Genomic DNA, 12629 nt, shown 5'->3' with positions numbered 1-12629 from the left:
TATTCATTTACGTAAGGAGGTCATTTCATGGGTATTTTATTATTCATTTTATTATGCGGGATTGAAATTGGAGGAGCGGCTTATGCACTTAAACAGAACGAGACGCTTTGGAAGGAGTTAGATGATGAAAAGCCGACTGATTTTTTTAAACAGTAAAAAACCCTTAAAAAGAACATTCTTTTTAAGGGTTTGATATTACGCAGCTTCTTTAGATGACTTTGACTTTTTATTTAAACGAGGAAATCCAATTACAATTGCAATGACCCCGCAAACCGCTGTTAACATTGGGTAGAATGTAAATGGAATAATCTCAATCGGTGAAACTTTAGCAAATCCTGCTGCGAGAAGCATTTGTGCGCCGTAAGGGATAAGCCCTTGAACGCTGCATGAAAACAAGTCAAGCAGACTGGCTGATTTACGATTATCAATTGAATATTTATCAGAGATTTCTTTTGCTAACGGACCTGCTGTAATAATTGAAATCGTGTTATTAGCCGTCGCTAAATTAGTTAAACTTACTAGTCCAGCGATGCTGAATTCGCCGCCTTTTTTTGTTTGAATACGTCGTGTTAATAAATTCAATAAGAACTGAATACCGCCGTTATAGCGAATAAGCTCAACCATTCCGCCGATTAGCAGAGATAAAATAATTAACTCTGACATTCCGCCAATACCTTCTGTCACAGTTTTAGCAAGAGAAGAAAGCGTGTAGCTTCCATCAGCTAATCCAATCACGCCGGCTAGCACAATTCCTCCGGTTAAAATACTTAATACGTTTGCACCAAATATGGCAGCAACCAGTACGCCGACATAAGGCAAGATTTTAAACCAGCTAAAATCTTTAATTTCTACTGATGACGTATTGCCTAGCGTCATTACAAGCAATAAAATTACCGTAACAATCGCTGCAGGAAGGACAATAAAAAAGTTTACTTTTAATTTATCTGACATATTTGTTTTTTGCGTACGAACTGCTGCAATGGTCGTATCAGAGATTACGGATAAATTATCTCCAAACATTGCACCACCAACAACGGCAGCAACTGCTAATGTAATGGATACATGCGCTTGCTCACTGATTCCTACAGCGATAGGCCCTAGCGCAGCGATTGTTCCCATTGACGTTCCCATCGAAATTGAAATGAATGCGCCAATAACAAAGATTCCGACTACCACTAAGCTTTGCGGAAGCACAGACAGAGCTAAGTTTACCGTTGAATCAACAGCTCCCATGCCTTTAGCAACTTGAGAAAAAGCACCTGCTAAAATAAAAATAAGCACCATAATAATGATATCAGGATGCCCTGCTCCTTTAGCAAAACGCTCCACTTTTACATTAAGTGAATCTTTACGATTCATAGCCAGGGCCACAATGGCTGCAATAATAATGGCTACTAATACAGGAAGCTTATAAAAATCTCCCGTTATAATTCCTGATCCGACAAACAGGACTAAAAAGACGCCCAGCGGTAACAGCGCCCAGCCGTTTCCTTTTTGTTGTTCCATTCTTAACACCTCTTGTTTACGTAATAAAAAAAGACCTCTTCTTATTGATAAGAAGAGGTCTCTTATTTGTATCATAAGATTACCCTTCTCATCTTCCAAACGAAACATCGTCTGCTGGATTTGGCACCGCACTGCGTACAGCCAGTTGCCGAGACATCATAGGGCCAGTCCCTCCGTCTCTCTTGATAAGAAGTTTATAGTTGTTTTAAAAATAGTCTTTCACTACTGTAATCTCTTTTTATTTAATTGTCAAATGCTATTTTAGAAAAATATATAGTGCGAAAATTCTCACATCAATTAGCTACGTCTCGTTTTAAAAACGCTGCCCAAGCTATGCCCATAAAGAAGACAAAATGGGCAACTAAGATGAAAATGGAAAATGGAATCGTCATGCCGTCAAACAGCGGCTTCATTCCGTCCATATACTGCACAAAGTTCGTGTTGGCAAATAATAAAAATTTCCCCCACCATAAACCTAGCTCTGATACCAGTCCTGTTACAGCTTTCGCGCCGATACTTACGACAATAGCTAGACTGGAAGCAAGCGCGCTGTTTCTAAATAAAGACGACAGCATGAATGCGAACGTCATCATCATAAACGTTTCCATATACGCACTGTCATACGTAAGCGTAATGTTTTTAAGCAGCTGTGCATCTCCTTCTAGACTGGTAAAGCCAAAGAACAATGCTCCCCATACAAATGAAAAAAGCAAATAGCTCAGTAAATAATATAAGCTAATTAAAACGAGAGTTAGGTACTTGGATGCTAAAATCGTTGAACGTCTAGCAGGGCGAATTAAAAGAAGTTTAATGGTACCTGCTTCAAACTCTTTTGCAACCATTGACCCTCCAACAGCAAGCGCGAAAAATTGAACGAGAATCAGCATACCTGAACTAAATGACAGGAAGTTCAAAATATTGTCTTCTGTTCCTGCACTGTTTGCTACTTTCTTCATTAAAAGAGCCATACAAAGAGTTAAAATGCCGATTGTAATAAACGTGATTTTTGTACTTCTTTTGTGAAACCATTTCATGTGTTCATTTTGAATTAGCTTAAGCATGGTGCTCTCCTTCCGTAACGGACATAAACGAATCTTCAAGCGTCTCATACACAGGGGTAATTTGGTAGACTAAAATATCGCTGTCCACTAATTTTTTATTCACAGCTGGAATTTGCTCTTTTACAATCGCCACGTGGATACTATGTGATCTCACCGTTACTTCAAATTGTTGTGATAAAAGATCCGCTGCTTTTTGCGCATCAGACACTTCAAATTCTACGTACATTCCTTGATCTTGACGATTTGGAGATAAATCTTGAACGGCTTTTAACTCACCGTTTTGAATAATGCCAACGCGATCACATAATGCTTCTACTTCTTTTAATAAGTGGCTCGCGATTAAAATTGAAATTCCTTCTTCCCTGCAAAGCGTTTGTAAATATGTACGAAATTCTCTCATTCCCGCTGGATCTAGACCATTGGTTGGCTCGTCTAGTAAAAGCAATGCAGGCTTATGTAAAATAGCTTGAGCTACTCCTAAACGCTGTCTCATCCCAAGAGAATACGTCTTCACTTTTGCATGAATGCTGTTTTCAAGCTTTACTAAAGCAATCACTTCATCCAAGCGTTCTGATGTGATCCCTTCATGCATATTCGCAAAGTGTTTTAAATTTTGATAGCCCGTCAGATAATCATAAAACTCAGGGTTCTCAATAATCGCGCCAATTGATTTCATAGCTGATGTAAACTGTTCCTTTAAAGGAAAGCCGTTAACGGTAATCGTTCCCTCTGTTTCTTTAATGAGTCCTACGACGGTACGAATTAGCGTTGTCTTTCCAGAACCGTTCGGACCAAGCAACCCGAAAATCTCACCGCGCTCAACCGATAAGGATACATCATGCAAAATGGTTTTCTTCCCAATTACTTTACTGACATGATCTACTTGTAGCACTGTTTCTGTCATCATGTACATCCTTTCTTTAATTAGCAATACGCCTTCTATTGTTTCTCTTTTTTAACTATTTGTCTACTATAACCTTATTTTTGGAAAAGCAGCCTATTCAAACCATTCGTATTATCCGCTTACATTTGATAAAATAAAACAAATCTTAGTTAGAGGAGGACTTCTACATAATGAACTTAACCGTATACCTTGCCGGGCAAATTCACGATAACTGGCGAGACGAAATTAAAAACCAAGCAGAACAATTAAACCTTCCCCTTGCCTTTGTCGGTCCCATGACAGACCATGACCGCTCCGACAACATTGGAGAAGAAATTTTAGGAAAACAGCCTAACGCTGTCTTAAAAGATGAAGCTGCTTCCCAAATTAATAATTTACGCACGCAGGTGCTCCTTAAAAAATCTGATGTGGTTATTGCTTTATTTGGCGAAAAATACAAACAGTGGAACAGCGCAATGGATGCGGCGACAGCCATTGCATTAGATAAACCGCTAATTTTGGTTCGCCCTGAAAAACTGCACCATCCGCTTAAAGAACTGTCAAACAAAGCCCAAGTTGTAGTCGAAACGCCAGAACAGGCTCTTCAAGCATTAGCTTATATTTTTGAATAGCAAATAAGAGCTGTCGGTTCTGGACAGCTCTTATTCTTCATTTATCCCTCAAGCTCCTTACTGGGGGGAATATTTTTTAGCAAGCTCTAAGGCTATTCCTTTTAGTTTCTTTCATTTCCAACATCAAAACAAGCCAAATTGTACTTAGCTGCTCACTTTTTTGATCCTGACGTTCCATAATCTTTAATCATTAATTTTACATCATAGTTAATTGGAACTTCACTAAATGTTTGATCCCAATTGTCTTTAACCCTCATCCATACTCTGGGCCTTTTAATTCTCAATTGATTTCCGAACCCGGCCACATCGACTTTATATTCTTTTTGCATTTTTTCTACCGTGTTTTTTACGAGGTGCTCCACTTTTTTTTCTGAGTTTTTTTGCACCTTCTGTAAAAATTGATTTTTTAAAGGATTTCCTGAGACCACCCAATTTTCAGATAGCCTCCCCTCGGATTCAATATGCACATCGAAGGAGATGCTATTTCCTTTAACATGAGGTTCAATATGACTTTTCATGGATTCTATTTCGTATACAATCAGCTGACCGGTCTTTTTATCAAAGCTTTTCACTAGCCCGCCTTTCCCTTTTCCTGTGATCCAAGTCAGACCATCTAGTTCTTCTTCATTCAAAAAACCGATCATTTTGTTTGTTTTCCCTTTAATTATGGCAGCACCAGCAAATTTGATTTCCCCATTTGCCGATAATACATTTTGCAATAGAAAACTAGTCCCTGATTCAATATTGCTCTCTAATTTAATGAGCGACGTGGGAGGTAAAATTCTCGTTGTTCGATATGCATTTTCCACCATTCCAGCCAAACGAAATGCCGGGATTTCTCCTGCTGTCTTCGATTCTAGCCCGTCCCTAGCTCTCCCTTTACTAATAAGTACAAGACAGCTTGGTCTAATCTCATTATCACGAAGAAACTCATTCACTAATTTTCCTAAACTATACGTTCTCGCAAGAGCCTCGCCAATAATAATTACTTTTAGATGTTGGCTGGCAATCGAAGTCTCTCTTCTCAATGATAATTCACGGGTCATTTGATGAATAGAATCTCCCGTTTCAGCCATATTCACGTAAGCCTTCTGCTGAGGTCCTCCTTGGACAGTTGTTGAACTTGCCACTTGCGGGGTGATCAGTTGGTAGGTTGACGTAATCAAGTTCCTTTTGGGATACTCTTCTTGTTCATCAAATTCTTTTTCAGTCATGGACTTGTTAGCTTTATCAAGAGCCATACCTACTCCTAAACTTCGTTCTTCAATTTCATGACTGCTCCAGCAGCCCGCCAGAGGAAAAAGCAAAAAAACAGAAAGCAAAACCGATAAGAAGAACCGTACGTGATTAGAGGCTTGTCTCATACTTTCTCCCCTTTATTTTTGAAATGATAAGAAGCAGTACGGGTAAAAAGCCAAATAAAATCAGGGCAGCATTACCAACCATATCTCCTAATTTAAATACATCATTGATATTTCTAGGGATCATGGAAATGAGATAAATAACCGGAAGCACACCATACATAAATGGATGGATATTTTTTTTAAAAAGCTGAGACAGTCCTAATGAAGCAGCGTAATGGTTAACATTAAAAGAAGTAAACATTTGCATAATCCATACCACCAGCAACAAGGAATCAAAGCGTTCAAATATTAACCCAGTTAATTCATAACTTCTTATTAAATCAAGCGTAGGCCACGTTCTCGTAACCACTCCATCCACTGAGAACGCTCCGATAACCATCACGACGGTAATAACATAAAGAAGCAAAGGAATCGCAGTACCAACTAGTAAAGCTTTTACTGCTTTGTTTGGTTCTTTCATGAATGCCAATATTAAAAGCATGAATTCAGGCCCAGTAAACGCAAGAGCTGTTGTCCTTATCCCTTTTAGCACCGGCGTAATACCTGAACCTAGTACCGGGCGCAGATTATCCACTTCAAATATTTTGATACTCATAAAGGCAACAAGTAAAAAAAGAATAACCGTAATAGGTAATATAATCTCAAATATACGGGCAATTGGATTTATTCCCCCTCTTATCAGATAGAGACTTGCCCACATAAATGGCATGATTATAGCCCATTTTGGGGTTCCTTCCAACAATAGATATCCAGTTACCTCTGCCAATGAACGAGCATGAAACCCACCAAGTGCCAAAAAATAACCGATCATGAGGAAACTAAATAACTTGCCTATCCATTTCCCTACAATTTCTTGGCTGTATTGATAAAAGGTTTTTTCAGGGAAGCGTTGACTTAATTTCACCATGATTACCCCTGCTATCATGGTGATTATCCCCCCTAAAATAACAGTTAGCCAAACATCTGGTGTTTTCACTTTTTCCGCAGCTGCCCGGGGCAAGGTAAGAATACCTGTTCCAAGAATAAAGTTGGTAATAATAATAGTTGTTTGAGGCGTCGTAATACGATCTTTTGAATTTATCATTTCTAACAGCCCATTTCCTTTCATCATAAGCTACCCTTTTCGCAGAGGATCTTTGGTGTGCATCATCTTTGGACGTCGTTTCATCATCATCAGAGGCATACGGACTACCAAGTCTTTCCATTCACTTAAACGATAAGGAACAGCTGGACTCATATAAGGTACGCCGAAACTTTTTAGTTTCACTAAATGGCTCATCATAAAAAGGAAAAATAAGATGACGCCATATAATCCAAGTATGGCAGCACAAAGCATGGCTACAAACCGAAGAATACGCAATGTGATTCCTACACTATATTGCGGAATAGAAAACGATGAAATGGCAGTTAACGCCACTACAATCACCAAAATAGGGCTAACGATTCCTGCCTGCACCGCAGCTTCTCCAATGATTAACCCACCGACAATGCCCATTGCTGGACCAATTGGTTTCGGCAACCGGAGTCCGGCTTCTCTCAAAATTTCGATCGATAGTTCCATAAATAAGGCTTCGATAAGAGCGGGAAACGGAACACCAGACCTTGATCCTATAATAGAAATAGCTAACTTAGTCGGAATTAATCCTGGATGAAATGAAATAAACGCAATATACAAAGCCGGGGTAAAAAGGGAAAGAACCACTGCAATATAACGAAGAAAACGAATGAATGTACCGGGAATCCACCTTTCATAATAATCTTCCGGCGACTGTAACATCATGCTAAACGTAACGGGAGCAATCAAAGCAAAAGGCGTCCCGTCTAATAAAATGGCTACTCTCCCTTCCATCAAAGCAGCAATTACACGATCGGGACGCTCCGTGTTCTGTACTTGAGGAAAGGGACTAAGGTAATTATCTTCAATGAGTTGTTCAACATATCCTGACTCCGGTACATTATCGAGGTCAATTTTTTTAATTCGTTTTTCTACTTCTTCAACTAGCTCTGGATTAACAATTTCCTTTATGTAAGCAACAACTAAATCTTTTTTGGAACGCTTTCCTACTTGAAATTTCACCAGCGATAAATTTTCAATGTCTCCGCTTCCTCTTAATAAAGAAGTATTATCACTTAACGATTCAGTGAAGCCTATTCTTGGCCCTCTCACCAATGCTTCTGATACGGGCTCTTCAATCGTCCTTGTTTTTACTTTGCTTGTACCAAGAATTAAGGCAAGTGATAACCCGTCAATTAAAAGAGCCGTAGATCCTGTTAAGACTTTTGATATTACTTCTTTAATAGGATGGACCTCTTCTACATCACTAATTGATAATACTTGGCTTTTAATAAACTGTTTTGAAAGGCTTCCCTTTACGTAAAGCTGATCCTGTTGATATTCTTTTGAAAAATCAGCCATCAATGATGACAAAATATGTTTTTCAATAAGATCTTTATCTGATAGCCCCTCTACAAAAATAATAGCTGCCTGAATGCCGGTGCGTCCTATAATAAACTCTCGAAAATGAACGTCGGAGTTATGACCAATTTCATTTTTAACTACTTTTAGTGTTAAAGCTAAATGATCCGTAATATGATTAGGTGAATCCTGATGTATAGATTCCTGTTTGCTTTCCTTCTCGTGCGCATGGTTGCCTATTTTTTTTACTGCTGATTTCCATTTTTTCACTTTCATCACTCTTCCTCTGAATTACGAATCCCGCTTAATAATTTGTAGATTATATACGGGATGAAAAAAACCAGAACTGCTTGTATAAAAACTGGCCATTCTGGAAGATAGGAAACAACTAATTTCCACATGATAATCACCCTATTTATGTCTATATCAAACCAATTTTAGAAATAAGCACCCGTAAAATATCAGTGTTCACTTCATATAAATTCTTTTATTTACCAGGTAGTATTATTCTTCTTTTTGTTTCTTATACAAAGGAATACAACATCCATCTTAAAAATGAAAAAGAGCTGATTACTGAAGGATTAAACATGCTGGTTTGCTGTTCAAAGTTTTGGTGAATGCTAGAATAATCAAGTTTCACCGCTCAAAAAATCCCTTAAATGGTTGACGAGTGCTTGAAGTGTCGGTTACACTTTATGTTTGAAATATTGTATTCATATCGCTCTTATCTCAAAAGAATGGTATAATTTTATAGATATTGAATTTGGAGGACTGCTCATACATGATTACAGTTAGTAATGTAAGTTTACGATTTGGCGACCGAAAGTTATTTGAAGATGTGAATATTAAATTCACGCCTGGTAACTGTTATGGATTAATCGGCGCAAACGGTGCTGGAAAATCAACGTTTTTAAAAATTTTATCTGGTGAAATTGAATCTCAAACTGGTGATGTACATATGGGCCCTGGCGAACGCCTTGCTGTCTTAAAACAGAACCACTTCGAATATGAAGATCAAGAAGTTATGAAAACCGTTATTATGGGGCACGCTCGCCTTTATGAAGTAATGCAAGAAAAAGATGCTATTTATATGAAAGCAGACTTCACAGATGAAGACGGAATGAAAGCAGCTGAGCTTGAAGGTGAATTTGCTGAATTAAACGGTTGGGAAGCAGAATCAGAAGCGGCTATTCTTTTAAAAGGATTAGGCATTTCTGAAGATCTTCACGCAAAAAAAATGGCTGAACTAACGGGTAGTGAAAAAGTAAAAGTGCTTCTTGCACAAGCTTTATTCGGAAAACCTGATGTATTACTTTTAGATGAGCCTACGAATAACTTGGATATTCAAGCAATTCAATGGTTAGAAGAGTTCTTAATTAACTTTGAAAACACAGTCATTGTTGTATCTCATGACCGTCACTTCTTAAACAAAGTATGTACGCACATTGCTGACCTTGACTTCAGTAAAATCCAAGTCTACGTTGGTAACTATGACTTCTGGTATGAATCAAGTCAATTAGCACAAAAAATGGCGTCAGATGCGAACAAGAAAAAAGAAGAAAAAATTAAAGAGCTTCAAGCCTTTATCGCTCGCTTTAGCGCAAATGCATCAAAATCAAAACAAGCAACGTCTCGTAAAAAATTGCTTGATAAAATTTCATTAGATGATATCCGCCCTTCTTCTCGTCGCTATCCGTACGTGAACTTCACGCCGGAACGTGAGATTGGAAATGACGTACTTCGCGTTGAAGGTCTAACAAAAACAATTGACGGCGTAAAAGTGCTTGATAACGTAAGCTTTATTATGAATAAAGATGATAAAATCGCTCTTGTAGGCCGCAACGAACTTGCAAATTCAACATTAATGAAGATTTTAATGGGTGAAATGGAAGCAGACAGCGGTACGTACAAATGGGGTGTGACAACGTCTCAAGCCTTTTTCCCTAAAGACAACTCCGAGTACTTTGAAAACGGAGACTTAAACTTAGTAGACTGGCTGCGTCAGTATTCACCTAATGACCAAAGCGAAAGCTTCTTACGCGGTTTCTTAGGCAGAATGCTATTCTCTGGTGAAGAAGTGTTGAAAAAAGCCAACGTTCTTTCCGGAGGAGAAAAAGTTCGCTGTATGCTTTCTAAAATGATGCTAAGCGGTTCAAACGTTCTTTTGCTAGACGATCCTACGAATCACCTTGACTTAGAATCAATCACAGCACTCAACAATGGACTTATCAGCTACAAAGGTTCAATGATTTTCACATCTCATGACCATCAGTTCGTTGAAACGATTGCAAATCGTGTAATTGAAATTACGCCAAACGGAGTAGTTGACAAGCAAATGACGTACGATGAGTATTTAGAAGACAGCAACCTGCAAAAACAAGTAGCTAGCATGTACGCTTAATAAGAAATCCCCTTTCTCTAGAGAAAGGGGATTTTTTTATATACGCACCTCTTGATTTAGCGATGATTTCGGAGAATACGTTAAAAACGCTAAGCTAACAAATACTAGTGCTGCTCCACATATGTTCACCAAAGTTAGAGATTCTCCTAAGAAAAAGACGCCCAATAAAAAAGCGGTAACGGGCTCTGCTAACGATAACGTCACGGCGGTAGACGCATGTACCGACTTAAGCGCTGTAGAAAATAATACATAAGCAAGAGCCGTCGTAAGTATTCCTAAGTGAAGAGCAATGCCTATTCCATTTAAAGAAACTAGCCAGCTCATATCATACATAAACCAGCATGGGATTAGTAGAACAGCGGCGGCTGTAAACACAAGCGAAGCTCCTACTTGCGGATCAACATGCTGAACAATTTTTTTATTGACAGTCGTATAGCAAGCAAAAGATGCCCCTGCTCCTATCGCCATACCCAAACCTATCACGTCGATTTGAGTATCTTTTTTTAACAACAAGCAGCTGCACCCTATAATACCAGTAACCGTAGCAAGCAACCATTTTTTTGCAGGTTTCTTGCGGTACACTATGTAATCTAACACTCCTGACAAAAGCGGCGCACTGCCAATTGCCACCATTGTGCCTACTGCAACACCCGTTTTAATGACAGCGGAAAAAAATAACGGCTGATAAGCGGCCATACTTGCTGCAGCAACCGTAAGAGGCAGAATAGGAAGGCGTCTTACGTCCACTTTCTTTTTTTGAATAAGACAAGCTGCAAAAAGTGACAGCCCCCCCACAGCTAAACGCACGGCTCCAATCGCCACGGAATGTGCTTCAGCAGATGCTAAAGCTTGGGCAGTCCCTGTTGTTCCCCATAATACAGCGGCACATAAAATAAGTATTTTTGATAATGAAGTATTCATATTTCCATCTCCTTTCTTTTATCATAGCTAAAAGAAAGAAAAAAGTTTTTCCGCTTTTATGATCTTATTTGTCTGTTTTTAAGATACTTCGATATTGCGTGGGTGAGACTCCTTCTTGTTTTGCAAACCATTTAGTGAATGAAGACAAGCTTTGATAGCCGACTTCGTGCGCAATATACGTTATCGAATAGCTGCTCTCTTTTAACAATTCTTTTGCTTTATTTAAACGTATACGCGCTATATAGCTTTGAGGCGAATAGCCCGTTTTTTGTTTAAACCAAGCGGAAAAATAGGCAGGATGGTAATTTTCCATCTTGGCAAGGCTTTCTATGTTTAGCTCTTGATTAAAGTTAGCATGAAGGTAATCAATGGATTTAAACGTTTGGTTCTTTGGTAAATAATGCTGAACGTAACGGACTAAATCTTCAAGCGCCCCTCTCTCAGTGCTTTTTTGAAGCCCATCAAGTAAAAGGTAGCGAATTGCTTTCCACCTTGAATCCCATTGAATAAAAGCTGCTTGTTGAGCAAGATGCGCACTTTCTGTAAATTTCAAAGGAATATCAACAACTAAACATTCATTTGCGTTTTTAGCTTGATACGTATGAAGCTGACGAGGCGGAATGTAAAAGCAGCCTTCTTGCAGCGTTAAGTGCTGCTCACTCGCTTGAATATCAAGAGCACCTGCTAGCGGAAACAAAAGCTGACTGTAGTTATGATCATGAGTATGAGGTGAATAGCTGTAGGCTCTTTTTTCGCAAATAATTTCACGTAGCGTATCCATTTTGCACTCCTTTCCTTATTTCCTATCTCACAGAAGCTGTTCTATGCCGTACAAAACAGTTTCCAGCGCCTTTAACGATTCCGTAGGATTATACAAAACGTCCAATGAATGATCGGCATTTTTAATCACTTGAATATTCATTGTGTTTGTTTTTAATTGATAAACTTCTTCAGTATAATAGTAATCACGACTTCCTATTACAAGAAGACCTTTATGAGTGTTTTCTAGTAAACTTTTAAACAGTTCCGATCTGGTTAAAAGCGGCGTCAGTAAAAGCAGCACTGCATCTTTGTAGACTTCATCTTTCATAACTCGCTGAATCAGCGGAATGGTGCCCAGCGATTTTCCTACAAATATGATATTTTTATAGTCATTATGAGATAAAACGTCCTGCAGCACGAGATCAATGTCTTGCATCATAACGTCTGCAATCTCATCTGTAGACTTTGTCATCAGCTCTTTTGAATATGTATAGTGAATCTGAACCACGTCAATTCCGTGTTTTAACATCAGCATCGTTACATAATACAACAGCGGCTTTTCGTACGTATAGCCCAGACCTGAAAACATAAAGCAAATGCGAGGCCCTCCTGTTTTAATATGTGTATAGGTAATCTTATTAGTTTGGCTGCTTACACTTTTTTGATCTACGTGCATGTCACTC

12 protein-coding genes and 1 riboswitch are annotated in these 12629 nt (G+C 38.7%); of the genes, 3 read left to right on the top strand and 9 right to left on the bottom strand.

Features of this window, described 5'->3' with window-relative positions:
• The first annotated feature begins 27 nt into the window (after positions 1 to 27).
• Positions 28 to 156, top strand: coding sequence for a hypothetical protein (locus tag ACFX4E_RS16840; RefSeq protein ID WP_013083044.1), 129 nt, complete (start codon positions 28 to 30; stop codon positions 154 to 156).
• Between the two features lie 39 nt (positions 157 to 195).
• Here the strand turns inward: ACFX4E_RS16840 and ACFX4E_RS16835 are convergent, their stop codons facing one another.
• From ACFX4E_RS16835 to ACFX4E_RS16825, 3 genes are all read right to left on the bottom strand, one after another.
• A complete protein-coding gene (locus ACFX4E_RS16835; RefSeq protein ID WP_377237980.1) occupies positions 196 to 1506 on the bottom strand; it encodes a Na+/H+ antiporter NhaC family protein in 1311 nt (436 codons plus the stop codon).
• Between the two features lie 85 nt (positions 1507 to 1591).
• Positions 1592 to 1698, bottom strand: a riboswitch (SAM riboswitch).
• Positions 1699 to 1799: 101 nt separating this feature from the next.
• Entirely contained in the window at positions 1800 to 2567 is a 768-nt protein-coding gene (locus ACFX4E_RS16830; RefSeq protein WP_377237981.1) for an ABC transporter permease, read from the bottom strand.
• Positions 2560 to 3471, bottom strand: a complete 912-nt coding sequence (locus ACFX4E_RS16825) for an ABC transporter ATP-binding protein (RefSeq protein WP_098525096.1) — start codon at positions 3469 to 3471, stop codon at positions 2560 to 2562. Before ACFX4E_RS16825 ends, ACFX4E_RS16830 begins: the two co-directional genes overlap by 8 nt.
• 170 nt (positions 3472 to 3641) lie before the next feature.
• Between ACFX4E_RS16825 and ACFX4E_RS16820 the strand changes: the two genes are divergently transcribed.
• Entirely contained in the window at positions 3642 to 4082 is a 441-nt protein-coding gene (locus tag ACFX4E_RS16820) for a YtoQ family protein (protein ID WP_098525097.1), read from the top strand.
• Between the two features lie 152 nt (positions 4083 to 4234).
• Here ACFX4E_RS16820 and ACFX4E_RS16815 read toward each other — a convergent pair whose 3' ends face one another.
• Genes ACFX4E_RS16815 through ACFX4E_RS16805 form a run of 3 tightly spaced genes read right to left on the bottom strand, consistent with a single transcriptional unit; the run spans position 4235 to position 8138 of the window.
• On the bottom strand, positions 4235 to 5446 hold the full coding sequence (locus ACFX4E_RS16815) for a Ger(x)C family spore germination protein (RefSeq protein ID WP_060745717.1): 1212 nt from the start codon (positions 5444 to 5446) through the stop codon (positions 4235 to 4237).
• On the bottom strand, positions 5430 to 6557 hold the full coding sequence (locus ACFX4E_RS16810; protein ID WP_377258622.1) for a spore germination protein: 1128 nt from the start codon (positions 6555 to 6557) through the stop codon (positions 5430 to 5432). Before ACFX4E_RS16810 ends, ACFX4E_RS16815 begins: the two co-directional genes overlap by 17 nt.
• A 3-nt stretch (positions 6558 to 6560) precedes the next feature.
• Positions 6561 to 8138 (bottom strand): spore germination protein, encoded by a 1578-nt coding sequence (locus ACFX4E_RS16805; protein ID WP_098432735.1) that lies wholly within the window; start codon positions 8136 to 8138, stop codon positions 6561 to 6563.
• A 505-nt stretch (positions 8139 to 8643) separates the two neighbouring features.
• Here ACFX4E_RS16805 and ACFX4E_RS16800 point away from each other — a divergent pair.
• Positions 8644 to 10263, top strand: a complete 1620-nt coding sequence (locus tag ACFX4E_RS16800) for an ABC-F family ATP-binding cassette domain-containing protein (RefSeq protein ID WP_050688769.1) — start codon at positions 8644 to 8646, stop codon at positions 10261 to 10263.
• A 36-nt stretch (positions 10264 to 10299) separates the two neighbouring features.
• Here the strand turns inward: ACFX4E_RS16800 and ACFX4E_RS16795 are convergent, their stop codons facing one another.
• From ACFX4E_RS16795 to ACFX4E_RS16785, 3 genes are all read right to left on the bottom strand, one after another.
• A complete protein-coding gene (locus ACFX4E_RS16795) occupies positions 10300 to 11184 on the bottom strand; it encodes a DMT family transporter (protein WP_377237982.1) in 885 nt (294 codons plus the stop codon).
• Between the two features lie 64 nt (positions 11185 to 11248).
• Complete coding sequence (locus ACFX4E_RS16790; protein WP_377237983.1) at positions 11249 to 11965, bottom strand: helix-turn-helix transcriptional regulator; 717 nt, start codon at positions 11963 to 11965, stop codon at positions 11249 to 11251.
• Positions 11966 to 11992: 27 nt separating this feature from the next.
• On the bottom strand, positions 11993 to 12622 hold the full coding sequence (locus ACFX4E_RS16785; RefSeq protein ID WP_377237984.1) for an alpha/beta family hydrolase: 630 nt from the start codon (positions 12620 to 12622) through the stop codon (positions 11993 to 11995).
• Positions 12623 to 12629 lie beyond the last annotated feature (7 nt).

Source organism: Priestia sp. YIM B13491 (assembly GCF_042787605.1).
GTDB classification, from domain to species: domain Bacteria; phylum Bacillota; class Bacilli; order Bacillales; family Bacillaceae_H; genus Priestia; species Priestia megaterium_E.
This window is presented reverse-complemented; position numbering and strand designations above follow the sequence as displayed.